Annotated in this window: 20 protein-coding genes; 9 read left to right on the plus strand and 11 right to left on the minus strand. The window is 32.7% G+C overall.

What is annotated here, in order from left to right:
• Positions 1–2 precede the first annotated feature (2 nt).
• Together N456_RS10760 and N456_RS10765 are read right to left on the minus strand one after the other, a co-directional pair.
• Positions 3–353 (minus strand): hypothetical protein, encoded by a 351-nt coding sequence (locus N456_RS10760; protein ID WP_148639291.1) that lies wholly within the window; start codon positions 351–353, stop codon positions 3–5.
• Positions 346–1,320, minus strand: a complete 975-nt coding sequence (locus N456_RS10765) for a polyprenyl synthetase family protein (RefSeq protein WP_062056750.1) — start codon at positions 1,318–1,320, stop codon at positions 346–348. Before N456_RS10765 ends, N456_RS10760 begins: the two co-directional genes overlap by 8 nt.
• Before the next feature lie 190 nt (positions 1,321–1,510).
• Here N456_RS10765 and N456_RS10770 point away from each other — a divergent pair, with 190 nt between their 5' ends.
• The 4 genes from N456_RS10770 to N456_RS10785 are packed head-to-tail and all read left to right on the plus strand — an operon-like array spanning position 1,511 to position 8,152.
• Positions 1,511–2,116, plus strand: a complete 606-nt coding sequence (locus tag N456_RS10770; protein ID WP_062056752.1) for a TetR/AcrR family transcriptional regulator — start codon at positions 1,511–1,513, stop codon at positions 2,114–2,116.
• Complete coding sequence (locus N456_RS10775; RefSeq protein ID WP_062056754.1) at positions 2,113–3,474, plus strand: TolC family protein; 1,362 nt, start codon at positions 2,113–2,115, stop codon at positions 3,472–3,474. Before N456_RS10770 ends, N456_RS10775 begins: the two co-directional genes overlap by 4 nt.
• A gap of 7 nt (positions 3,475–3,481) precedes the next feature.
• Complete coding sequence (locus N456_RS10780; protein ID WP_062056756.1) at positions 3,482–4,648, plus strand: efflux RND transporter periplasmic adaptor subunit; 1,167 nt, start codon at positions 3,482–3,484, stop codon at positions 4,646–4,648.
• 6 nt (positions 4,649–4,654) lie between these two features.
• The gene (locus N456_RS10785; protein WP_062056758.1) at positions 4,655–8,152 is read left to right on the plus strand and encodes an efflux RND transporter permease subunit; all 3,498 of its coding nucleotides are present in this window, start codon (positions 4,655–4,657) and stop codon (positions 8,150–8,152) included.
• Positions 8,153–8,334: 182 nt separating this feature from the next.
• Here N456_RS10785 and tyrS read toward each other — a convergent pair whose 3' ends face one another.
• Positions 8,335–9,630, minus strand: a complete 1,296-nt coding sequence (gene tyrS / locus N456_RS10790; RefSeq protein ID WP_062056760.1) for a tyrosine--tRNA ligase — start codon at positions 9,628–9,630, stop codon at positions 8,335–8,337.
• 385 nt (positions 9,631–10,015) lie between these two features.
• Here tyrS and N456_RS10795 point away from each other — a divergent pair, with 385 nt between their 5' ends.
• The gene (locus tag N456_RS10795) at positions 10,016–11,035 is read left to right on the plus strand and encodes an NAD-dependent epimerase/dehydratase family protein (RefSeq protein ID WP_062056762.1); all 1,020 of its coding nucleotides are present in this window, start codon (positions 10,016–10,018) and stop codon (positions 11,033–11,035) included.
• A gap of 40 nt (positions 11,036–11,075) precedes the next feature.
• Here N456_RS10795 and N456_RS10800 read toward each other — a convergent pair whose 3' ends face one another.
• From N456_RS10800 to N456_RS10810, 3 genes are read right to left on the minus strand one after another with little or no spacing between them, the layout of a single operon-like run.
• On the minus strand, positions 11,076–11,510 hold the full coding sequence (locus N456_RS10800; protein WP_062056764.1) for a DUF4296 domain-containing protein: 435 nt from the start codon (positions 11,508–11,510) through the stop codon (positions 11,076–11,078).
• The gene (locus N456_RS10805) at positions 11,507–12,847 is read right to left on the minus strand and encodes a dihydroorotase (RefSeq protein ID WP_062056766.1); all 1,341 of its coding nucleotides are present in this window, start codon (positions 12,845–12,847) and stop codon (positions 11,507–11,509) included. Before N456_RS10805 ends, N456_RS10800 begins: the two co-directional genes overlap by 4 nt.
• A 2-nt stretch (positions 12,848–12,849) precedes the next feature.
• Entirely contained in the window at positions 12,850–13,581 is a 732-nt protein-coding gene (locus N456_RS10810) for a polyprenol monophosphomannose synthase (RefSeq protein WP_062056768.1), read from the minus strand.
• 94 nt (positions 13,582–13,675) lie between these two features.
• Between N456_RS10810 and N456_RS10815 the strand changes: the two genes are divergently transcribed.
• Positions 13,676–14,329 (plus strand): DUF4271 domain-containing protein, encoded by a 654-nt coding sequence (locus tag N456_RS10815; RefSeq protein WP_062056771.1) that lies wholly within the window; start codon positions 13,676–13,678, stop codon positions 14,327–14,329.
• Positions 14,330–14,362: 33 nt separating this feature from the next.
• Positions 14,363–15,109, plus strand: coding sequence for a uroporphyrinogen-III synthase (locus N456_RS10820; RefSeq protein ID WP_062056773.1), 747 nt, complete (start codon positions 14,363–14,365; stop codon positions 15,107–15,109).
• A 100-nt stretch (positions 15,110–15,209) separates the two neighbouring features.
• On the opposite strand, the gene pckA is transcribed toward N456_RS10820, so the two are convergent.
• Both pckA and N456_RS10830 read right to left on the minus strand, forming a co-directional pair.
• Complete coding sequence (pckA, locus tag N456_RS10825) at positions 15,210–16,826, minus strand: phosphoenolpyruvate carboxykinase (ATP) (RefSeq protein ID WP_062056775.1); 1,617 nt, start codon at positions 16,824–16,826, stop codon at positions 15,210–15,212.
• A gap of 68 nt (positions 16,827–16,894) precedes the next feature.
• Positions 16,895–17,293: a DUF423 domain-containing protein gene (locus tag N456_RS10830; RefSeq protein WP_240315514.1), complete on the minus strand. Its 399-nt coding sequence runs from the start codon at positions 17,291–17,293 to the stop codon at positions 16,895–16,897.
• 139 nt (positions 17,294–17,432) lie between these two features.
• Here N456_RS10830 and N456_RS10835 point away from each other — a divergent pair, with 139 nt between their 5' ends.
• Both N456_RS10835 and N456_RS10840 read left to right on the plus strand, forming a co-directional pair.
• Entirely contained in the window at positions 17,433–18,803 is a 1,371-nt protein-coding gene (locus N456_RS10835; protein WP_062056777.1) for a saccharopine dehydrogenase family protein, read from the plus strand.
• Positions 18,804–18,953: 150 nt separating this feature from the next.
• A complete protein-coding gene (locus N456_RS10840) occupies positions 18,954–19,424 on the plus strand; it encodes an Lrp/AsnC ligand binding domain-containing protein (RefSeq protein WP_062056779.1) in 471 nt (156 codons plus the stop codon).
• Between the two features lie 38 nt (positions 19,425–19,462).
• Here N456_RS10840 and N456_RS10845 read toward each other — a convergent pair whose 3' ends face one another.
• The 3 genes from N456_RS10845 to leuS all read right to left on the minus strand — a co-directional run bounded on the left by N456_RS10845 (position 19,463) and on the right by leuS (position 24,591).
• Complete coding sequence (locus N456_RS10845; RefSeq protein WP_062056782.1) at positions 19,463–20,158, minus strand: zinc metallopeptidase; 696 nt, start codon at positions 20,156–20,158, stop codon at positions 19,463–19,465.
• Between the two features lie 149 nt (positions 20,159–20,307).
• The gene (ald, locus tag N456_RS10850) at positions 20,308–21,423 is read right to left on the minus strand and encodes an alanine dehydrogenase (RefSeq protein WP_062057480.1); all 1,116 of its coding nucleotides are present in this window, start codon (positions 21,421–21,423) and stop codon (positions 20,308–20,310) included.
• 354 nt (positions 21,424–21,777) lie between these two features.
• Positions 21,778–24,591, minus strand: a complete 2,814-nt coding sequence (gene leuS, locus N456_RS10855) for a leucine--tRNA ligase (RefSeq protein ID WP_062056784.1) — start codon at positions 24,589–24,591, stop codon at positions 21,778–21,780.
• Positions 24,592–24,605: the final 14 nt, after the last annotated feature.

Genomic DNA, 24,605 nt, shown 5'->3' on the forward strand with positions numbered 1-24,605 from the left:
TTCTATTGTTTATTTCTATACCAAACTTTTTGCCATTCCCTCTTTAGAATCAAATAGGCAGCATATTCTGCAATATCAATACTATCTTCAGAATTCAGACTTTTTATCTTATCTTCTGAGACATCAACAGCATATAATAAATTAAGATATTCATTAAATGCATTTTGTAATTTTTCAATAAGTAAACGTGTTATTTCAGAAAATAAACTTTGAGGCTTCTTACTTTCAATGATATAATCAATTCCTGCACGATTCAAATCCTTTTGTATTTGAATCAAAAATTGAGGATATAGATCAGAGTTAGTGAACTCATCAATCAATTGCTGCTTAATTACAAGAGTATATTCAGACACTTCTATTCATTAGTTGTTCACCAAACATTCTTAATCTCTTTTTTTTATCATCTCCTATAGGAAGGTTTTCTAAAACTATAAATGCTTTATTTGTATAGTTTTCAATTTCTAAACGTGTTTGCTCTTTTGCTCCTGTAGTTTCAAAAAGATGTGTTACTGTATTTATCTTTTCAGATGGATCATCTGGGTTAAGAGAAAATAAGCCTATTAATTGTTTTTGTTCATCTTCATTTGCAAATTCCAAAGCTTTTAGATATAAAATAGTTTTTTTATTCTCTATAATATCTCCTCCTACTTGCTTTCCAAAAGTTTTAGGGTCACCAAAAGCATCTAAATAATCATCCTGAAGCTGAAATGCTAATCCTAATAATCTTCCAAAATCATAAATTAAAGACCTACATTTTTCTGGAGCACTAGCTACAATTGCTCCCATTTTCATAGCTGCACCGACCAAAACTGCCGTTTTATATTCTATCATTTTAATATACTCAGAAATAACCACATCATCTCTTGTTTCAAAATCAATATCATACTGCTGACCTTCACATACCTCCATTGCTGTCTTAGTAAACAACTTTGCTAATTCCTTAAAGACACTATCTTCATAATTTTCAAACAATTGATATGCATTAATCAACATCGCATCTCCTGAGAGAATTCCTGTGTTTACATCCCATTTCTCATGGACAGTCTCTTTACCTCGTCTAAGAGGAGCCGCATCCATAATATCATCATGTATTAATGAAAAATTATGAAAAATCTCTATCGCTAATGCAGCGTCCAAAGCTTTCTTATATGATCCATCAAAAATTTCACAAGCCATTAAGGTTAGTATAGGACGAAGTCGTTTCCCTCCTAAATTAAGAATATAAGACATCGGTTCATAAAGATTTTTTGGCTCTTTAGTTACAACCTTTTTAGATAAATATTCTACAAAATATCCTTGATAATCAGAAATTGTATGCACTGTATATTTTTTGTGCTAAAGTAATCCAAAGTTTTTAAAAAACTAAAACTAATCATTCCCTAGCACAAAACATTTTCTTAACAATCAACAGTAAAATGATGTTCTATGTTAAAAAAGTGTGAAACTTAGGAAACTTTTATTGTTTATTTAGTTTCCGTATGTACTTTTGAGAAAAGATTATTATTTATAAATGAAAGACAAAATAATAACAAAAGCCAGTGATATGTTTTTGAATCTTGGTTTTAAAAGTGTTACAATGGATGATCTTGCCTCAGAAATGGGGATTTCAAAAAAAACCATTTACACTCATTTTCAAAATAAAACTAAGCTTGTAGAAGCCACTGCGGATCATCTGTTTTATCAAATAAATGATGGGATAAATGCAATTTTAAGAGAGCAACTTGATCCTATTGAAGAATTATATGCAATCAAAACTTTTGTAATGCATCATCTCAAAAATGAAAAAGCAGCTCCGCAATATCAACTCCAAAAGTATTATCCAAAAATTCACGAAATTCTAAAAGCGAAACAGTTTGATGTATTTCAAGATTGTGTTATTGACAATCTGAATCGAGGGATCGAAAAAGGTGTTTTTAGAAAAAACATAGATATCGAATTTATTTCAAGAATATATTTTATAGGTACTATTAGCATAAAGGATAAAGAAATGTTTCCTGTTGAGATGTTTCCTGTTCCTAAACTTATGGATAATTATCTAGAGTATCATATTCTTGGTATTACCACAGAAAAAGGACGTACAATTTTAAATAACCTTATAAAAGAGCATCAAGTATGAGAAATAACCTTTGGTTAATTTGTCTAGGTTGGCTGTTTACAACCACAGTATTAGCCCAACAACAACCAACAAATTCTTCATATTCGTTTACACTAGATGAAGCAATAGAATTTGCATTAGAAAATAGTTATCAATCCATTAATGCCAGACGCGATGTAGCAAAAGCTTTAAAAAGAAAATGGGAAGCTACTGCAAACGGACTTCCACAAATTAATGCATTAATTGATTATCAAAACCAATTAAAACAACCCGTAAGTTTGATTCCTGGAGAAGTAGCTGGTAAGGAGCCAGGAACTTTTGTTCCTGTTGTTTTTGGAACGAAACAAAAAGCTTCTGCAACAGCTACATTAAGTCAATTGATTTTTGACGGATCATACCTTGTTGGAATTGAAGCTGCTAAGAGTTTTTTACAATATAACAATGATATAGAAGAAAAGACAAATCTAGAAGTTCGTAAAGGTATCATCAATGCCTATGGTAGTGTCCTTGTTGCTCAAGAAAGTGTAAAGATTCTTCAAAATAATATAGAAGCACTAGAAAAAAATCACCTAGAAACGAAAAAGATTTTTGAGAATGGATTAGCAGAAGAAGAAGATGTAGAACAGCTTCAGATTACTTTATTACAAATCACTAATCAACTTAGTAATGCAGAGCGTTTAGAAAAAATTGCATTACAAATGTTTAACCTAACCATAGGAATAGATGTTAATTCTACTATAGTACTTTCTGATGATTTAGATAGTCTGGCTATGAAAAATATGGATCAATCAATTACATCAAAGCCTTTTATTATAGAGAATAATATCGATTATAGATTAGCTCACTTGTATACCGAGCAAACCAGATTAGAATTAAAGCTAGAAAAAAGCAGGGCCTTACCTTCTCTATCAGCTTTTGTAAATTATGGCACCTCAGCTTTTAATAATGATTTTGTATTTTTGGATAGTGACACTAAGTGGTTTCAATCCTCAATTTTAGGAGCGAGTTTAAATATTCCTATTTTCAGCTCTTTAAAAAGAAGTGCTCGCACACAACAAGCTAAAATAGCTAATAAACAGTCTCAAACTGATTTTTTAAGAACTCAGCAAGAAATACAGCTTAAATATAATAATGCAATAAGTGATTATAAGTTTTCAATAGGCAACTATGATACCGCAAAACAAAATCTTACGCTTGCAGAACGAATTGAGAAAAAAAATCAAATTAAATACTCAGAAGGTCTTACCTCCAGTTTTGAATTAAGACAAGCACAATTACAATTATACTCTTCTCAGAATGAAGTGTTAAATGCTATGCTCACTATTATCAATAAAAAAGCAGAACTAGAAACGATTTTAAACATACCAAACAATAAGTAACCATATTATGAAAAAGATACTTACCATATTATCTATATCACTTCTTATCATTTCATGTGGACAAAATAATACGAAGTCTATCGACAAAATTATAGAAGACGGTAATTTGCAAGCATTGCGTGCTAAAAGAACCGAGATAGTAGCTGAACAACAAACTGTTTCTAATCAGTTAAAACAATTGGATGAAGCAATAGCTTCTTTAGATTCTATAAAAAAACTTCCTTTAGTAACTACAATTATAGTAAAAGACACCTTGTTTAACCATTATCTAGAATTGCAAGGAAATGTAGAGACTAAGAAAAACATAGTCTTATATCCAGAGATGGGTGGTATTCTTACCAGAATCTATGTAAAACAAGGACAAAAAGTATCTAAAGGTCAACTACTTGCCAGAATTGATGATGGTGGACTTAGCCAACAACTATCACAAGTAGAAGTACAAGCACAATTAGCCAAAACTACTTTTGATCGCCAAAAAAGACTTTGGGAACAAAAAATCGGTTCCGAAATTCAGTATTTAGAAGCTAAAACAAATTTTGAAGCTCAGAAAAATGTAGTAAATCAAATCAAACGTCAATTGGCAAAAACTACAATAAATGCTCCTTTTTCTGGTATTATTGATGATGTGATAACAGAACAGGGGAGTGTAGTATCTCCTGGTCAAAGCCCCGTAATACGTATCGTTAACCTAAATGATATGTATATCGAAACCGAAGTACCAGAACGCTATATACCAAGTGTTACTATGGGTAAAAATGTAGAAGTATATTTCCCTGTTCTTGGAACAACAATAAATACTAAAATTCGTCAGGTTGGAAATTATATCAACCCTAACAATCGCTCCTTTATGGTAGAAGTTGGTATTCCTTCAAAAGGAGGTACTGTAAAACCTAATCTTACTGCTAAAGTAAAAATAAACGATTACACTAATGAGAAAGCGATATTAATCCCACAAAGTATTATTTCTGAAAATGCAGAAGGCGATCAATATACATATGTTACCACTGGTAAAAATGGACAGAATATAGCAGAAGCTAAAAGAGTAATCATAAAAACAGGAAAAACACAAGGAGATCTAATAGAGATTACAGAAGGTATCAATAATGGTGATGCTATTATTAGTGAAGGTGCTAGAAGTGTAAAAGATGGTCAGAAAGTTAAAATTTTAAACTAACAACCTATGGAAGTTAACAAGAAAAAGGTAGATAAGGAGTTTAAATTATCGTCTTGGGCGATAGACAATCCAACTACCATATATGTAATGATTGGTATATTTCTGGTGTTAGGACTTTCTGCATATTTTTCTATGCCTAGAGAAAATTTCCCAGAAATCAATGAAACCAAAATCTATATCAGTGTTCCTTATCCAGGAAATACTGCAGAAGATATTGAACGCTTAATTGTAGATCCATTAGAAGATCAACTAAAAAATGTAAGTAATGTCGTAGAGATCCTCTCGACTTCGCAAGAAGATTATGCTATTATAACAGTAGAATTTGATGAGGAACTCTCTGTACCGGCAGCCAAACAAAAGGTAAAAGATGAAGTAGATTCTGAAAAAGCTAATGAGGATTGGCCTACTTTTAATGGAGCCAAAGTAGAACCTAATGTTTTTGATCTGAGTATTTCTGAGGAAACTCCAATTATGAACATTAATATATCAGGTGACTATCCAGTAGAAAAACTAAAAGAATTTGCTGAATATCTAGAAGATGAAATAGGAGATCTTGATGAAATTAAAAAAGCAGATATCCGTGGTGCTCAGGAAAAAGAGGTGGAAGTTGCTGTGGATATCTACAAAATGATGGCCGCTAAAGTAAGTTTTGATGATATAATCAATACGATACGTAATGGAAATATGACTATGTCTGCAGGAAATATGATTGCAAGCGGGCAACGACGTACGATAAGAATTCTAGGAGAAATCGAGCGTCCTTCACAACTTGATCAATTTGTTGTAAAATCCTTGAACGGAGCTGTATATCTTAGAGATATTGCCGAAGTTACCTTTAAAGAAGAAGACAAAACTACTTATGCAAGAGAATATGGACATAGTGTAGTGATGTTAGATGTAAAGAAGCGTTCTGGAAAAAATATGATCGAAGCTGCCGAAAAAATAAATGGAATTCTAGAAGATGCTAAAGAAAATGTATTCCCTCAAGATTTAAAAGTAACTGTTGCTAACGATCAGTCCGAAAAAACAAATAACCAAGTAAGTGATTTAGTAAATAATATCATTTTTGGGATTATTCTAGTAGTAGGCGTTTTGATGTTCTTTTTAGGATTTAGAAATGCACTATTCGTAGGGTTTGCAATCCCAATGTCTATGTTTATGTCTTTTATGATCCTATCGGCATTAGGATACACAATGAATACTATGATTCTTTTTGCATTAATCATGGGATTAGGAATGCTAGTAGACAATGGTATTGTAGTGGTAGAAAATGTATATCGCTTAATGGAAGAAGAAGGGATGTCTAGAATAGAAGCTGCCAAAAAAGGTATTGGAGAGATTGCTTTTCCTATAATCATCTCTACTTTAACTACTGTCGCAGCCTTTGTTCCATTAGGAATGTGGCCAGGGGTAATGGGACAATTTATGATCTATTTTCCGATTACATTATCTGTTGTATTAGGATCATCTCTATTTGTTGCCATATTTATTAACTCTATGTTAGTGTCACAATTTATGGAAGTTGGTGAAAAGAAACTGACTCGTAAGCAATTAATACGATTAAGCATAATCTTAGGAGGTATTGGTACATTTATCTTGGTTGTTGGAGGAGCAGTAAGAGGTTTAGGAAGTCTTATGATCTTTACTGCTGCTATGTTCTGGTTATATAGATACGTACTAAAAGGAGCCGCAAATTTCTTTCAAAAAAGAATTTTAGCTTGGTTAGAAAATCAATACCAACGCTTTTTAACATCAGCATTAAAAGGTTGGAGAGCTTACATTTATAGTTTTGGAACATTTATTTTACTAATTGTTGTATTTGTAATGTTCATTGGTTCAATGATGAGTCAACGAACCAAAGTAGAATTTTTCCCAGATAACAAACCGAATCAAATCGTAGTGTATGTTGAATATTCACAAGGGACAGATATAGAAAAAACAAATGCAATTACCAAAGAAATCGAGCAACGTGTTTACGCTGTTATTAATGAATCAGAATATCTAGAGGGTAGTAATCATAATTTTCTTGTAGAATCTGCCGTTTCTCAGGTAGGAGAAGGAGCTGGGAATCCTCAGACTGATGGTGGTAGTAATGCCGAAATGCCTCATAAAGCAAAGATTACAGCTACAATGAGAGAATATAAATACCGAAAAGGAAAAGATTCTGAAATATTACGTCAGAAAGTACAAGAATCTTTAAAAGGCATTTATCCTGGTGTAGCAATTTCTGTTGAAAAAGATCCTGTGGGGCCTCCTGTTGGATACCCTATTAATATTGAAATTGAAGGCCCTGATTATGATGAGTTGATCACTATTGCTGAACAAATGCGTAACTTTATTAATGAAAAAAATATTCCAGGCATAGAGGAGTTAAAAATTGATGTTAATAAAGGAAAACCTGCTATGCAAGTGGTAGTCGATAGGCAGAAATCTGGAGAATTAGGAGTAGCTGCTGGTCAGGTAGGAAATCAATTGCGTAGGTCAATTTTTGGTGAAAAAGCGGGAGTGTATAAAAAAAATGGAGAAGATTATGATATTTATATCCGTTTTAATGAAGATAACCGATATAACACTAGTGCCCTTTTTAATCAAAATATCACTTTTAGAGATCAAGCTACTGGACAATTAAAAGAAGTACCTGTGTCTGCAGTAGCATCACAAAAAAACACTTCTTCATTTAGTGCAATTAAACATAAAGCAACTAAGAGAGTGGTAACGGTGTATTCTGGGCTTCAACCTGGTTATACAGATGCTGGGGCAATTGTGTCCCAAATTCAGACAGAAATGGCTGGCTTCATAACATTACCTAGAGATGTTAAAATCGACTACACAGGTCAGATAGAAGAACAAGGTAAGCAAATGAAGTTTTTAATGGGTGCCTTTTTCTCTGGATTAGGATTGATTATGCTAATTCTAATTTTTCAGTTTAGTTCTATTTCTAAACCTACTATTATTATGATTGCTATTTTCTTGAGTTTTATAGGAGTTTTTGGAGGTATATTAATTACAGGGTCTTCGTTTGTCATTATGATGACGATGATGGGGATCATCTCCTTAGCAGGAATTGTAGTAAACAATGGAGTGGTTTTACTGGATTATACCCAACTGTTAATCGATAGAAAAAAAGTAGAACTTAATGTCAATGAAAAAGAACTTTTACCTAATGAAGAGATTATGAAAATTATTATTAAAGGTGGTAAAGCTCGTTTAAGACCTGTATTATTAACTGCGATTACTACAGTATTAGGGCTGATACCATTAGCAATAGGCTTTAATATAGATTTCTTTTCATTATTTTCTAAATTTGATCCAAAAATTTATTTAGGAGGAGATAATGTGATTTTCTGGGGTCCATTAGCTTGGACCGTTATATATGGATTAATTATAGCAACATTTTTAACTTTAATTATTGTACCGTGTTTATTCTATATTGTACACCGTATAAAGGTTCGATTTAGCAAAAAGAAAGTGACAGATATATCGTCTGTAAAATTAGCTCAATAACTTTATACAGATATTAACACTAAAAACGCCATGCTATTATTGATAGCATGGCGTTTTTATATTTTAAAACATTTAAATCAACAACCTTGGAGCAAGCTCACGAGGTATGCTTCCTAAAAAAATATTTTGATATCGAGGCAGACCTCAGGGAATTAACCCCTCAATGAGGGATTAAAGAATAATCAAACAACTCTAATCACAAAATAATTTTTCTTACCTCGTTGTAATAAAACGAATTGTTCATTAATCAGATCGTTTTCTGATATCGAATATTCATCAGTTACTTTTTCCCTGTTTACTGATATAGAATTTTCTTTTAATGCTCGTCTAGCTTCTCCATTAGATTTTAAAAAACCTGTTTGCTCTGCCAAAGCTCCAACAATACCCAAGCCATTAGACATCAATTCTTTTGACACCTCTGCTTGGGGTACCCCATCAAAAACATCTAAGAAAGTAGCTTCATCTAACTCCTTTAAGTCAGCAGATGTAGATTTACCAAATAAAATTGCAGAAGCTTTTATAGCATTATCTAAATCTTCTTTAGAATGTACTATAACTGTAACCTCATCGGCTAATTTTTTCTGTAAAATTCGCTGATGTGGAGCTTCTGTATGTTCTGCTACGAGTGCTTGTATCTCTTTTTCTGTTAAAAAGGTAAAAATCTTAATACACTTCTCTGCATCTTCATCACTAGTATTTAACCAATATTGGTAGAATTTATATGGAGATGTTCTCTTAGCATCTAACCATACGTTACCACCTTCGGATTTACCAAACTTAGACCCATCTGATTTGGTTATCAACGGGCAGGTTAAGGCATACCCTTTACCTCCAGAAACTCTTCTGATTAGTTCTGTACCTGTAGTGATATTACCCCATTGATCGCTTCCTCCCATTTGCAATGTACAGGTATGCGCTCTGTATAGATGTAAAAAATCATACCCTTGTACTAATTGATAAGTAAATTCTGTAAATGACATTCCTTCTGAGGATTCTGAAGATATCCGATTCTTAACCGAATCTTTAGCCATCATATAATTAACTGTAATATGTTTCCCTACATCTCTAATAAACTCTAGAAACGAAAACTCTTTCATCCAATCATAGTTATTAACTAATACCGCTGCATTAGGAGCATCACTTTCAAAATCTAAAAATCTACTCAATTGCTTTTTTATAGATTCTTGATTATGACGTAGTGTTTTCTCATCTAACAGATTACGTTCTGCTGATTTACCTGACGGATCTCCAATCATACCTGTAGCACCCCCTACTAAAGCAAAAGGCTTATGCCCTGTTCTTTGATAGTGTGCTAATAACATAATAGGAACCAAGTTACCAATATGTAACGAATCTGCAGTAGGATCAAACCCTACATAAGCTGATCTCATTTGCTCCATTAGATATTCTTCTGTACCAGGCATTGCATCATGCAACATTCCTCTCCAACGTAACTCTTCTATAAAATTTTTAGTCATTATACTATAATTCTGTTAAGGGTAACAAAGATAAAAATATGATGACTATTTTGCTATGAATATCATAGAAATCCTAAGGATCGAATCATTTTAGTTTTTAAACATTATTTTAAGATTTTAGCAAAATTATTGGAGTAGCTTTATTAGGAATACTACTTATCTCTGCGTTTTGGTATAGAAAGAAAAAGAACAGCACCTAATATTACTTAAATCCAAAAGAAGCACCTCTACATTATTTTTTATAATGGTAAACTTTATATAAACGGAGAAGATATGATTAATCTATTTCAATAAATGTAGTACTAACTTTGACCTCTATTTTATATTCTCTAAAATTTACAAAACGTATTTTAATTGTTTACTTTAGTATCGCAGAATACACATTATGATATTAGTTACAGGAGCAACAGGTCTAGTAGGAGGTCATTTATTAGTTAAGCTTGTAAAAGAGAACTACTCGATACGAGCATTATACCGAACTGAAACCAAAAAAGAGCAGACTAGAAAAGTGTTTTTATATTATTTCCCTAATGAAGAAGGAGAGGAATTATTTAACACTATAGACTGGGTAAACTGTACAATTAATGATATCCCTGCTCTTACCGAAGTTTTTGAAGGAATTACACATGTATATCACTGTGCTGCAAAAATTAGTTTTAATCCATCCGATTATAAAGAGCTACGAAAAACGAATATAGAAGGCACTGCTAATATTGTAAACCTTTGTTTACTTAATAATATAGAGAAATTTTGCTATGTAAGTTCTATTGCTACATTGGGAGAAAGCTCTTTTAACTCCCCTGTTGATGAATCTACAGAATGGAATCCCGAAACCCCTAATTCTGTATATGCTATTACTAAGTACGGTGCAGAAATAGAGGTTTGGAGAGGTATTCATGAGGGGCTTAATGCTGTAATTGTAAATCCAGGTATCATTATTGGACCTGGATACTTTGATAGCGGTAGTGGATATCTCTTTAAAAGAATCCATGAAGGAATGAACTATTTCACTACAGGGATCACAGGATATGTCGCTATAAAAGATGTGATCACTATTATGCATCAACTTATGAACGGTCCTTATAACAACCAACGATACATTCTTATTGGAGAAAATATAAGTTATAAAAATGTGTTTTGCAAGATTGCTACAGCACTAAACAAGCCTATCCCCAAAAAGAAAGTCTCTCCTCTGCTAATGAAAGTTGCTTATTATATACAACATATAGGACACACGTTCTTTAGAACTAAACAATCTATTTTTAAATCATCTATCCGAGGTGCTTTTTTAATAACATATTATGATAACAACAAAATAAAGAAAGAACTTACCTATAGTTTTATACCCATTGAAAAAAGTATCAAAGAAACTGCTCATTATTTTTTAGCCAAAAGTCAGAAGTAGCAAGCATTTATAGATAATTTAATGTATTCAAAACTCAATTTTATTTCTGGAACATTTTTTCTTTTTTAATTGTTAAGGTATCTTTTATTTTTTTAATAGAGTCCTCAGCTTTCCTAATAGAATCTTCTTGTTTTTTAAGTTTTTCATACTTTACTTCTTCTGCATTAAGATTAGCTTTTACATTTTTAAAAATAGCTACATATTGCTCTATATGATTAGAGTACCAAATATGGTTTTCTGCAAAAACGACACTATCAACCCCATGTTTTCTAAGAATAAAAGCTTCTGGACTAATATTATTCTCTTCAAGAATATTTCTATTGGAGTTTTTTGCTGCTTTTATAAATGCAATATCAGTCAAAATCTCTACCATATGATCTTCCTCTAATAAATTCTTTGGCATAGAGGCTTTATCAATACTCTGGCAAGAAAAAATTAGTAGAAAAACCACAAAATATAATCCTCTTCTAATCATCTGTCAAAAGTTAATCGTTGTCCATTTTTTACATCGTAGAATTTAAAATTCTTATACACTAAGCTTCCATTAACAAAAGTATGAGTAATTCTTGACCTAAAAGTAGTTCCCTGAAAAGGAGACCAACCGCATTTATAAGCAATATTATCTTTATTAACACTCCATGGTGCATTTATATCTACCAATACTGCATCTGCATAATACCCTTCTTTTATATACCCTCTCTTCTCGATTTGAAATAATATTGCTGGGTTATGACACATTTTTTCAACTATTTTTTCCAGAGTTATTTTTCCTTGATGATAAAACTCCAACATTGCGGGTAATGCATGTTGTACTAATGGTCCTCCAGAAGGAGCTTTGGCATACACATTCTTCTTTTCTTCTATCGTATGTGGTGCATGATCTGTAGCAATCACATCTAATCTATCATCTAATAATGCCTTAAACAGTGCTTTTCTATCTTTTGCTGTTTTTACCGCAGGATTCCATTTTATTAACGTTCCTTTTTCGGCATAATCTTCATCAGAAAACCACAGGTGATGGATACACACTTCTGCTGTTATTTTCTTTTCTTTAAGTGGAATTTTATTTGTAAAAAGCGCTAATTCTTTAGCTGTCGAAAGATGAAAAACATGCAATCTAGCTCCTGTTTTTTTTGCTAGCTCTACTGCTCTTGATGAAGATAAATAACACGCTTCTTCACTTCTTATTATAGGATGAAGAGCTATAGGAATATCATCTCCATATTCTGCCTTATGTTTTTCTGTAGCTTCTTTAATAGTTTGTTCATCTTCGCAATGAACCGCAATTAATAAATCTGTAGAAGAAAAAATTTTCTCCAAAACCTCTGGATTATCCACAAGCATGTTTCCTGTAGAAGACCCTAGAAACAGTTTAAGCGCTGCTACTTTTTTAGGATCTACTTTAAGAATTTCTTCTAGATTATCGTTTGTTCCTCCAAACATAAAAGAATAATTCGCATAACTTGTTTTTGCTGCAATTTCGAATTTTTCTTCTAGTTTTTCTATTGTTGTTGTCTGAGGCACTGTATTTGGCATCTCTATAAAAGAAGTAATTCCTCCAGCTATAGCTGCTCTAGATTCTGTTTCTATAGTAGCTTTATGTGTTAACCCTGGTTCTCTAAAATGTACCTGATCATCTATAACTCCTGGTAGTAGATACTTCCCTTCAGCATCAAAGATGTGGACATCTGATGATTTTGCACTTATCTGCGGTGCAATTTCTTTAAAAATACCATCCTCTATATATATATCTCCATTAAAAATCTTTCCTTCATTAATAATGTTAGCATTTTTAATAAGCACTCTATCCATGATCATATTTCGTAACGATTAAATAAGCTTTTAAATTTCATTTTTATAACCCCAAAAACAGCTTCAGAAATAATTCCTTTACTCATTTTTGAAGCCCCCCGAGTTCTGTCTGTAAAAATTACGGGAATTTCTTTTATTTTAAATTTCAATAAATAGGCTTTATATTTCATTTCTATCTGAAAAGCATACCCTACAAATTGAATTTTCTTTAGATTAATTCTTTCTAATACCTCTCTTCTATAACAGATAAATCCTGCTGTTGTGTCATGAATATCCATTCCTGTTATAAAACGTACATATCTCGATGCCCCCCAAGACAATAAGACTCTACTCATTGGCCAATTTACTACATTGACTCCTGTAACATACCTCGACCCTATTGCAACATGAGAATCTCCTTTTGCACATGCATTATACAATCGTATCAAATCATTAGGATTATGAGAGAAATCTGCATCCATCTCAAAAACATATTCGTAGGAACGTTCTAATGCCCATTCAAAACCAGTAATATATGCTGTACCCAAACCCGATTTACGTTCTCGTTCAATCAAAAAAAGTGTAGTTGAATATTCTAACTGCAACTCTTTTATTTTATCAATGGTTCCATCAGGGGAATTATCATCTACAATAAGAATATGAAAATCGCGTTGAAGCGAAAACACATTCTTAATAATACGTTCTACATTTTCAATTTCGTTATAGGTAGGGATTATAACTAAAGCATCCACCATCTAGACTATTTTAAGGGCAAATATAACTAAATAATTACTAGTTTTTTTTTTGTTTTTATCAGTTAATTGATTGTAATTTTAACCCCAACAAGATATGGAATTCATTTTACGAGAAATAACATCTACAAATTGGCTTACTGCTATCATTATTGTGTGCCTAATATTACTTGTCATTGCTAAAAAAGTAAATGCATTACGCTTTACGGATTTTATAATGCTTTTTAGCAATAGTAAGTATATTTTATCTCACCAAAAGTCGAATAAATTATCTTCTTTATTTAACTCTATCTTACTTTTATTTCAGATAATTTCGATATCATTATTTTTATACCTCTGCTTTGATGTTTTTAAATGGCAAGTTACATCAGACGAATTAACATTATATTTTAAAATTTCGATTATATATACTGTTATTATCATTTGTAAATTACTTATAGAAAAAATTATAGCAACTATATTTTCTATAGATTCGGTAATTGATGACTATTTATTTCATAAAGTTTCTTACCGTAATTTTATGGGAGTACTACTATTGCCTATTAATATTATATGTATATACACATTACAACCTTCCAGAATTTTGTTTATTGTACTGATTATTTTACTAATTCTGGTAAATATAATTACACTCTTTTCTTTTTATAAAAAAAATGAAAATATTATTTTAAACCAGTTGTTTTATTTTATTTTGTATCTTTGCACACTTGAAATCGCACCCTATTTTATACTATATAAGCTTATTGGTTAATTAGTAGGATCTTTACAAAAAGAAAGAAAATATATGAAAGTGAAAACAATTTTGGTTTCACAGCCGGAGCCTAAAGTGGAAAATTCACCTTATTTTGATTTAGAAGAAAAGGAAAAAGTAAAAATAGACTTTATCCCCTTCATTCATGTAGAAGGAGTTGACGCAAAGGAAGTAAGATTACAAAAAGTAGATTTATCAAACTACACGGCTATTATTCTTACTAGTCGTAATTCTGTTGATCATTTCTTCAGAATAGCAGATGAGATGCGCTACAAAGTACCTGACTCACTTAAATATTTTTGTCAAAGTGAGGCAGTAGCATATTATTTACAAAAATATGTTGTGTATCGAAAAAGAAAAATATATGTTGGAAAACGTACTTTTCAGGAATTATCTCCTTTAATCAAAAAATATAAGAATGAAAAATTCTTATTACCATCATCTGACAAATTAAAGCCAGAAATCCCTGAAACATTAGATAGCCTAAAAGTAGAATGGAAGCAAGCGGTTTTTTACAAAACAGTAGTGAGCGACCTTTCTGATTTAAGAGATGTTTTTTATGACATCTTAGTCTTTTTTAGTCCGTCCGGAATACAATCTCTTTTTGAGAATTTTCCTGATTTTAAACAAAACAATACTAGGATTGCTGTTTTTGGAAACTCAACTGTTAAAGCTGCTAAAGAGCATGATTTAACCGTAAACATACAAGCCCCTACTCCAGAAACTCCATCAATGACGATGGCACTTCAAAAATACATTAAAGAGGCTAATAAAAAGTAATTTCCTTTATTTTATAAACAACTAAAGGAAGTAACACTAAAAAAAGCTCTGAAACTACGTTTCAGAGCTTTTTACATATTATACTATAGTCTCCTATTTACTAAAAAGAATATCGCTGAGGTCCTCCTCTTCTAATTTCTTCATTAGCATAAGCTTCGAATTTTTTAAAATTCTCTCTAAAAGCATTTGTTAGTTTAAATGCAGTCTTGTAATATGCTTCATCATCATTCCAAGTCGCCCTAGGACTTAAAACACTTGTAGGAACACCAGGACATTCTCTAGGTTGTGCTACTCCAAACACAGAATGTATATGGTATTTGTCATAAGAATACGATCCTAAGTGTCCATCTAATACCGCATTAATCATGGCACGAGTATATTCTAATTTCATTCTAGTTCCTACTCCATAAGATCCACCAGACCACCCAGTATTAACCAACCAAACATTCACTCCAGTATCATTCATTTTTTTAATTAGCATCTCAGCATATTTAGCAGGATGTAATGGCATAAAAGGAGCTCCAAAACAAGCAGAAAAAGAAGGTGTAGGCTCTACAACACCAGCTTCTGTTCCTGCAACTTTAGCAGTATATCCGGATATAAAATGGTATGCAGCTTGGCTTGGTGTTAACTTAGAAATTGGAGGGATCACACCAAAAGCATCAGCTGTTAAAAAGAATATATTCTTTGGATTTTTTCCCACTGAGGGCTCTTGAATATTTTCTATATGATGAATAGGGTAACTAACTCTAGTATTTTGAGTAATCGATGTATCTGCAAAATCAACCTCGGCATTATCACCAATTATCACATTTTCTAAAATTGCTCCTTTTTTGATAGCCCCATATATTTCTGGTTCTTTTTCTGACGAAAGATCTATTACTTTTGCATAGCACCCTCCTTCAAAATTAAATATTGTATTTTCTTTGGTCCATCCATGTTCATCATCCCCTATTAACTTACGGTTAGGATCTGTTGATAGTGTTGTTTTTCCTGTACCCGAAAGCCCAAAAAATATAGCCGTATCTCCGTCTTTTCCTACATTGGCAGAACAATGCATAGGAAGTGAATCTTTATAAACAGGCAAAATAAAATTTAATGCCGAAAAAATACCTTTTTTGATCTCTCCTGTATAACCGGTTCCTCCAATAAGTGCTATTTTTTTAGAAAAATTTAAAATCGCAAAATTATGCTGACGTGTCCCATCAACAGAAGCATCTGCCATAAAACCTGGTGCATTGATAATTGTCCATTCTGGGTCAAAATCTTTCAACTCTTCATTTGTTGGCCTTAAAAACATATTGTAGGCAAACATATTAGACCAAGGATATTCATTAATCACTCGTATATTCAGTCTGTATTCTGGATCTGCACATGCGTAACTATCTCTTACAAATATCTCTTTCCCAGAAAGATACTTCGTCACTTTATCATACAATGCATCAAATGCATCTTGTTCAAAAGGAATGTTAATGTTTCCCCACCAAACTTTGTCTTTGGTGATATCATCTTTAACAATAAAACGATCCATTGGAGAGCGACCTGTAAATTCCCCAGTATTAATTGCCAGAGCGCCTGATTTTGTAATTTTTCCTTGTTTTTTTTGCACTATTTCTTCCTGAAGATCTTCAGGAGATAATTGGTAGCGCATTGTAGCATTTTCAATACCGTAGTGCTTTAACGAAAACGTTTTCGTAATTGGGTACAGTCGTTCCATAAAAATTATGTTGTGTTTGTTATGTACATGCAAAACTATAAATAATAATTACACTAACCGACAAAAAATCACTTAATCTTTAGTAATGAAATTAAAAAGAAAATCCATCCCAATATTAATAGAAAACCTCCTAAAGGAGTAACAAAACCAATACTTGACAAAGAAACTCCTATAATTTCGTCTATTACTAAAAGATATATTGATCCTGAAAAAAGGGTTATTCCCCCTATAAAAAAATAAAAAATACGTTTTTTTATAACATCTTGCAAAACAGACATATTCCCCAAAATAACACAAATAATAGCATGATACATTTGATATCTCACTCCGGTAGTAAAAGAAGCAATGCTTCTAGAATCTACAAATTTTTGTAATCCATGAGCTCCAAATGCTCCTAAAAGCACTGCTAGCAAACCCAGAACAGCACCTGTAATCAAAATTGTTTTATTTATAGATGTTTTATCCATAATTGACTATAATAACTATTAAACTTTATAATTTAGACATATATTTAAGAAAAATATAATGAATCTCTAATAATTGAGCACTTGTTTTTTAGGGTATTCACTACATTCGTATCAAAGTTATTAAAATATCCACACAGATATGCGAAAGATCTTAGTTATTGGCGCAGGTAAATCTACTGCTGTTTTAATTAAATATTTTCAAGATAAATCTATCTCAGAGAATTTACATATTACTATTGGTGACATTTCTATTAAAAATGCTACCAGTCTAGCCGGAAACCATCCGAATACAAAAGCAGTTCTTTTAGATGTTTTTAATCAAAATTCTAGAGAAAAAGCCATTCAGGATGCAGACATTGTAGTATCAATGCTCCCTGCACGATTTCATATCGAAGTAGCCAAAGATTGTTTGAAGTATGGAAAATCGATGGTTACTGCATCTTATGTTAGTCCAGAAATGCAAGAACTAGATAATAAGGTTCGTGAAAAAGGACTTGTTTTTATGAATGAAATCGGTGTAGATCCTGGTATTGACCATATGAGTGCAATGCAAGTTATAGATCGTATACGAAACCAAGGAGGGAAAATAATTTTATTTGAATCCTTTACTGGTGGCTTAATAGCTCCTGAAAGTGACACTAATCTATGGAATTATAAGTTTACTTGGAACCCCCGCAATGTTGTTATTGCAGGGCAAGGTGGAGCGGCAGAATTTTTACAGGAAGGTACTTATAAATACATTCCTTATCATAAGCTATTTAGAAGAACAGAGTTTCTTGAAGTAGAAAATCATGGTCGTTTTGAAGCCTATGCAAATCGAAACTCTTTAAAATATCAAAGTATTTATGGATTAGAAGACATCCTAACCTTATATCGAGGAACAATCAGAAGGGTAGGTTTTTCTAGAGCGTGGAACACTTTTGTGCAGCTAGGTATGACTGCGGATGATTATACTATAGCAAATTCAGAACATATGAGTTATCGTGATTTTACAAATTCTTTTCTTGCTTATTCACCTTCTGATTCTGTAGAACTTAAACTTCGCCATTATCTAAAGATTGATCAGGATGATATCATGTGGGATAAGCTTTTAGAGCTTGATCTTTTTAACCCTGATAAAAAAATTGGGATCCCTAATGCCACACCTGCGCAAATTCTTCAGAAAATATTAATGGATAAATGGTCTCTAGACAAAGGAGATAAAGATATGATTGTAATGTATCATAAGTTTGGGTATGAGCTTAATGGTCAATACAAGCAAATAGATGCAACAATGGTTAGTATCGGAAAAGATCAGACATATACGGCTATGGCTAGAACCGTAGGACTACCTGTAGCAATCGCAGCTTTGCGCATCTTAAACAAGCAAATTACATTAACAGGAGTTCAAATCCCTATCCAAGAAGAAGTCTATAATCCCATATTAAAAGAACTCGAAGAATATGGGATCGTTTTTAATGAAAAAGAGTGCGACTATCTGGGGTATAATCCTGATGGTGTAAAAGGATAAAATATCATCGCTACCACAACATCAAAGGATTATACATCTATTACAAAAACTTCTATGCTATTATTTACATTTTAAATCAAAAAACAATATTATTATTTCAATAGTAAACCATTAATTGTATTTTTAGTTCACAATTGTAACTCTACTCTTATGAAAAGCACAACTAATAATCTAAAAATTGATGGTATTGATAAAGATATTTTACGGAATCTGATAGAAGATGCCAGAAGACCTATTCTAGAGATCGCCAGAAAAATAGGAATCTCAGGAGCTGCTATTCACCAAAGGCTTCGCAAGCTTGAGGCTTCTGGGCTTATCGTTGGATCAAAATTTATTATTGATCCAAAAGTATTAGGGTATAAAACAATGGCATTTGTAGGTGTGTATTTAGATAAAGCTGTTAGCAATCCTAGAGCTGTAAATCAATTACGGGATATCCCTGAAGTTATCGAATGTCATTACACTACGGGGAATTGGTCTATTTTCATCAAAATATTATGTAAAGATAATGAGCATCTAATGAATGTATTAAATAAAAACATTCAGGTTATAGAGGGTGTTTCTAGAACAGAGACCTTTATTTCATTAGATCAGCAAATAGATCGACAGATTAAAATATAACGTTTCTTCTGGTTTTATCCTACCGTAACGTTAAAGGGTCATCGATTTCTTCTCCCCATAAAAATAGAAATAAAATATAGTAGTGTTGCCAAGGAACCTAAAGCTGCGACCACATAAGTACGTGCAGCCCATTTTAGTGCATCTTTTGCACCTGCATGTTCTTGAGCAGTAACCATATTATTATTTTCTAACCATGCCAATGCTCTATTACTAGCATCATATTCTACAGGCAATGTTATGAATGCAAACAGTGTTGTTATTGCAAATAAAATGATCCCTACCAAAAAAACCATTCTTCCAAAAACCATCCCCGATGCAGAAAGAACAAGTCCCCCCATAATCACATAATTAGAGAATTTACCTGCTATTCCTACAACTGGTACAATCTTAGATCGCATTGTTAACCAGTTATATGCGGTGGCATGTTGTACTGCATGACCACACTCATGAGCAGCAACCGCGGCGGCGGCGGCATTACGTTGGTTATAAACTCCTTCACTTAGATTTACTGTTTTATTTGCTGGGTTATAATGATCTGTAAGCATCCCTGGGGTAGAAACAACTTTTACATCACGTATTCCTTTATCTGCTAACATTTTAGTCGCAATCTCTGCGCCACTCATTCCGTTTTGTAAAGTAATTTTTGAATATTTTTTAAATTTACTTTTGAGCTTATTACTTACATATGAACTCACCAAAAAAATGACTCCTGCAATAATATAATATCCCATCATAACTATATACTTTTTTATTTTATTAAACCTACTTTATATACTCATTATAGTATATCGATGCATTAAAGTTACTATTTTAAAACACAAAAACCTCGCCATAATAGCAAGGTTTTTGATCAAATAAACTTGAGTTAGCCAATAAATCGAGTTTAATTCAAATATTCATTTACATCTTTTAAAGGAAGATCAAACGCTTCTGATATTGCAGGATATACAACATCTCCATTAATTACATTTAATCCTTTTTGAAGTGATAGGTTTTCTGCACAAGCCTTTTTCCAACCTTTATTTGCTAATTGCACAGCATATGGCAGCGTAACATTAGTTAACGCTAAGGTTGATGTGTATGGCACTGCTCCTGGCATATTTGCCACAGAATAATGTACGATATCATCAATAATATAGACAGGATCTTGATGTGTTGTTGGTTTTGTAGTTTCAAAACAACCTCCCTGATCTACTGCTACATCTACTATAACAGTTCCTGGGCGCATATCTTTAAGCATATCTCTAGTGATTAATTTTGGTGCTTTTGCACCTGGTATTAACACTCCTCCGATAATTAAATCAGCATCTTTTATATGTTTTCTGATATTATACTCATTAGAGTATTCAGTCTTTACATTAGCTGCCATTACATCATCTAAATATCGCAATCTTTTCATACTAATATCCAGAATTGTTACATCAGCTCCCATTCCTGCAGCCATTTTTGCAGCTTGGGTTCCTACTACACCACCTCCCAATACTACTACTTTTGCTGGTGGAACTCCAGGGACGCCACCTAGAAGAACTCCTCTTCCTTTTAATGGTTTTTCCAAAAATTTAGCTCCTTGTTGAATCGACATACGCCCTGCAACTTCACTCATGGGAGTTAATAGGGGTAAGCTACGATCTGGATCTTCAACAGTTTCATAAGAAACACAAACAGATTCACTTGCAATCATAGCATTCGTTAATGCTTCTCCTGATGCAAAATGAAAATATGTAAATACCAACTGATCTTTTTTGATCAACGTATATTCTGGCTCAATAGGCTCTTTTACTTTGATAATCATTTCTGCAGTACTATATACTTCTTCTATTGTAGGTAAAATTTTAGCACCTGCATTAATATATTCTTCATCTCCAAAACCACTTTGAAGACCTGCACTCTGTTGTATAAAAACAGTATGCCCATTGCTAACGAGTTCCATTGTTCCGGCAGGGGTTACTCCTACTCTATTCTCGTTATTTTTGATCTCTTTAGGAACACCTATTATCATATTCTTATTTTTTGGGTCGAAAATAATTTTTTTTATGAAAAAAAACAATAAATACGCCATTAAAATATTCAATTGATAATTGAACTGTTATAAAAAAATAGAATCAGAAAAATATTTGTTAATTTTTATAGTGAAATAGGCGAATATCGTAGGAATTTTCTTGAAAATTTCTCAGCACTCCGACATTGTTTCTCTGCACTCCAAAAAATAAAGCATTCTTTTAGAATGCTTTATTTTTTTTCTATTGAAATCTCTCTTTTATATTATATCGAGATTACAAGTTTTTTCCATCTAAATACCACTGGGTATGGTTTAATTTATAAAAAATTACATTCTTTACAGCTACTAATTTATCTACCCTACTATGTTCACAATTTTACCGGGTACTACAATTATTTTTTTCGGCTCTCTACCATTAAGCTGTTGTTGTGTTTTTTCGTGTGCCATAACTGTTTTTTCTATTTCTTCTTTACTTAACTCTAAAGATAGCTCTAGCGTAAAACGTGTTTTACCATTAAAAGAAATAGGGTATTGCTTGGCACTTTCTACTAAGTGTTTTTCTTCGAATACAGGAAAACTTACTGTAGAAACAGATTCCTTATGTCCTAGTTTATTCCATAATTCTTCTGCGATATGTGGCGCATATGGTGAAATTAATACTACTAATAATTCTAAAATTTCTCTAGAGCTACACTTCTGAGCTGTTAACTCATTTACTGCAATCATAAACGTACTTACTGAAGTGTTAAACGAGAAATTCTCGATATCTTCTTCTACTTTTTTTATGGTTTTATGTAGTGTTTTTAAATTTTCTTTGGTAGGTTTTATATCGGATACACTAAAGTTTTCTCCATCATGGTATAGTTTCCATAATTTTTTAAGAAAAGAATGCACGCCTGTGATCCCTGCAGTATTCCAAGGTTTGGCTTGCTCTAATGGACCAAGAAACATTTCGTATAGTCGTAAACTGTCTGCTCCATATTGCTCACATATACCATCTGGATTTACTACATTATACCATCGTTTTGACATTTTTTCTACTTCTCGCCCAACAATATACTTACCTTCTTCTAGTTCGAATTCGGCTGTATTAAATTGTGGCTGCCAGCTTTTTAAAGCTTCTGTATCTAATTCATCCGAGTTATTAATTAAACTTACGTCTACACGAAGTTCTTCTGTTTCATACTGATCTTTTAATGCTTTAGAAACATATCTATTAGATCCACTAATTCTATACACTATAGCACTAGTTCCTAAAATCATCCCTTGGTTGATGAGTTTTTTAAACGGTTCTTCTACGGATAAGTATTTTCTATCTTTTAAGAATTTTGTCCAGAAACGAGAGTATAATAAATGCCCTGTTGCATGTTCATTTCCTCCTATATATAGATCTACATTTTGCCAATATTGCAATGCTTCTTTAGAAGCAAATTCTGTATCATTATCAGCATCCATATATCTAAATAGATACCAAGAGCTTCCTGCCCACCCTGGCATGGTATTTAGTTCTAAAGGAAAGATTGTCTTATGATCAATTTTATCATTAGATACTACTTTATTTTCTTCGGTGTCCCACGCCCACATATCGGCACGCCCTAATGGTGGTTCTCCTGTTTCGGTTGGTAAATATTTTTCTACTTCGGGTAGTGTTATTGGTAAATGTGCTATATCAATCATCTGTGGCATCCCGTCTACATAATATACTGGGAATGGTTCTCCCCAATATCGCTGACGACTAAATACTGCATCTCGTAATCTGTAATTGGTTTTACCTTGTCCTTGATTAATTTTTTCTAACTCATAAATAGCGGTTTTGGTCGCTTTTTTATACTTTAATCCGTTTAAGAAATCAGAATTAGCAATTATGGTTTTTTCTTTATCTGCAAAGGCTTCTTCTGAGATATCTACTCCTTCAAAAATGTTGATAATGGGAATATCAAAGTGTTTTGCAAAGTCATAATCTCTCTGGTCTCCACATGGTACTGCCATTACTGCTCCGGTACCATATCCTGCTAATACATAATCTCCAATCCAGATTGGCACAGGTTCTTTGGTAAATGGGTGCTCTGCATAGGCTCCTGTGAATACTCCGCTTATGGTTTTTACATCAGCCATACGTTCTCGTTCACTACGTTTTGCGGTAGCTTCGATATATTCTTCTATGGCTGATTTCTGAGCTGAAGTAGTTATTTTTTGCACCAATTCGTGCTCGGGAGCTAATGTCATAAAGGTAACTCCAAAAATAGTATCTGGTCGTGTGGTAAAGACTTCGATTACCTCATCATGATCTTGGACATTAAAGGTTACGCTAGCTCCTACTGATTTTCCGATCCAGTTGCGCTGTGATTCTTTTAGAGAATCTGTCCAATCTATGGTTTGTAACCCTTGCAGTAATCGCTCTGCATAGGCAGAGATTCGCATACTCCACTGTGTCATTTTTTTGCGAATTACAGGGTATCCTCCACGCTCAGAAACTCCGTTTACAATTTCATCATTTGCTAATACTGTTCCTAATTGCGGGCACCAGTTTACTTCGGTTTCTGCAAGATAGGTTAATCTGTATTTAAGCAATATTGCTTCTTTTTCTTTAGTAGTAAAATTATTCCATTCTTCTGCTGTGAATGGTACTATATCTTCATCAGAAACAGCGTTTACTGTTGTGTTTCCTTCTAACGCAAAAATAGTTTCTAAATCAGTGATTGCTTTTGCTGTATCTTCGTTTTTATCGTACCATGAATTAAATAATTCGATAAAAATCCATTGTGTCCATTTATAAAACTTAGGGTCACTAGTTTTGACTTCTCTACTCCAATCAAAAGAGAATCCTATTGTATCTAATTGCTCTCGATATCGAGCGATATTTTCTTTGGTAGTGATGGCTGGGTGTTGCCCTGTTTGTATGGCATATTGTTCTGCTGGCAAGCCAAAAGAATCATATCCTTGCGGATGTAATACATTAAATCCTTTATGACGTTTGTATCTTGCATAGATATCGCTAGCTATATATCCTAGCGGATGCCCAACATGTAATCCTGCACCTGATGGGTACGGAAACATATCTAATACATAATATTTAGGTTTTTCGCTGGTGTTTTCAGCTTTAAAAGTGCCTTTTTCTGCCCAATATTTTTGCCATTTGGCTTCAATAGAATTAAAATCGTAGCTCATCATTCTGAAATTAA

This window comes from Aquimarina longa SW024, from assembly GCF_001401755.1.
GTDB classification, from domain to species: Bacteria; Bacteroidota; Bacteroidia; order Flavobacteriales; family Flavobacteriaceae; genus Aquimarina; species Aquimarina longa.

What these genes read in the sequence shown, in the direction of transcription:
- pckA (WP_062056775.1), bottom strand. Translation starts at nt 16,826, where the DNA reads ATGGAACGACTGTACCCAATTACGAAAACGTTTTCGTTAAAGCACTAC.
- N456_RS10835 (WP_062056777.1), top strand. Translation starts at nt 17,433, where the DNA reads ATGCGAAAGATCTTAGTTATTGGCGCAGGTAAATCTACTGCTGTTTTA.
- N456_RS10775 (WP_062056754.1), top strand. Translation starts at nt 2,113, where the DNA reads ATGAGAAATAACCTTTGGTTAATTTGTCTAGGTTGGCTGTTTACAACC.
- N456_RS10795 (WP_062056762.1), top strand. Translation starts at nt 10,016, where the DNA reads ATGATATTAGTTACAGGAGCAACAGGTCTAGTAGGAGGTCATTTATTA.
- N456_RS10820 (WP_062056773.1), top strand. Translation starts at nt 14,363, where the DNA reads ATGAAAGTGAAAACAATTTTGGTTTCACAGCCGGAGCCTAAAGTGGAA.
- N456_RS10780 (WP_062056756.1), top strand. Translation starts at nt 3,482, where the DNA reads ATGAAAAAGATACTTACCATATTATCTATATCACTTCTTATCATTTCA.
- leuS (WP_062056784.1), bottom strand. Translation starts at nt 24,591, where the DNA reads ATGAGCTACGATTTTAATTCTATTGAAGCCAAATGGCAAAAATATTGG.
- N456_RS10815 (WP_062056771.1), top strand. Translation starts at nt 13,676, where the DNA reads ATGGAATTCATTTTACGAGAAATAACATCTACAAATTGGCTTACTGCT.
- tyrS (WP_062056760.1), bottom strand. Translation starts at nt 9,630, where the DNA reads ATGACTAAAAATTTTATAGAAGAGTTACGTTGGAGAGGAATGTTGCAT.
- N456_RS10805 (WP_062056766.1), bottom strand. Translation starts at nt 12,847, where the DNA reads ATGGATAGAGTGCTTATTAAAAATGCTAACATTATTAATGAAGGAAAG.
- N456_RS10800 (WP_062056764.1), bottom strand. Translation starts at nt 11,510, where the DNA reads ATGATTAGAAGAGGATTATATTTTGTGGTTTTTCTACTAATTTTTTCT.
- N456_RS10830 (WP_240315514.1), bottom strand. Translation starts at nt 17,293, where the DNA reads ATGGATAAAACATCTATAAATAAAACAATTTTGATTACAGGTGCTGTT.
- N456_RS10840 (WP_062056779.1), top strand. Translation starts at nt 18,954, where the DNA reads ATGAAAAGCACAACTAATAATCTAAAAATTGATGGTATTGATAAAGAT.
- N456_RS10785 (WP_062056758.1), top strand. Translation starts at nt 4,655, where the DNA reads ATGGAAGTTAACAAGAAAAAGGTAGATAAGGAGTTTAAATTATCGTCT.
- ald (WP_062057480.1), bottom strand. Translation starts at nt 21,423, where the DNA reads ATGATAATAGGTGTTCCTAAAGAGATCAAAAATAACGAGAATAGAGTA.
- N456_RS10810 (WP_062056768.1), bottom strand. Translation starts at nt 13,581, where the DNA reads ATGGTGGATGCTTTAGTTATAATCCCTACCTATAACGAAATTGAAAAT.
- N456_RS10770 (WP_062056752.1), top strand. Translation starts at nt 1,511, where the DNA reads ATGAAAGACAAAATAATAACAAAAGCCAGTGATATGTTTTTGAATCTT.
- N456_RS10845 (WP_062056782.1), bottom strand. Translation starts at nt 20,158, where the DNA reads ATGATGGGATATTATATTATTGCAGGAGTCATTTTTTTGGTGAGTTCA.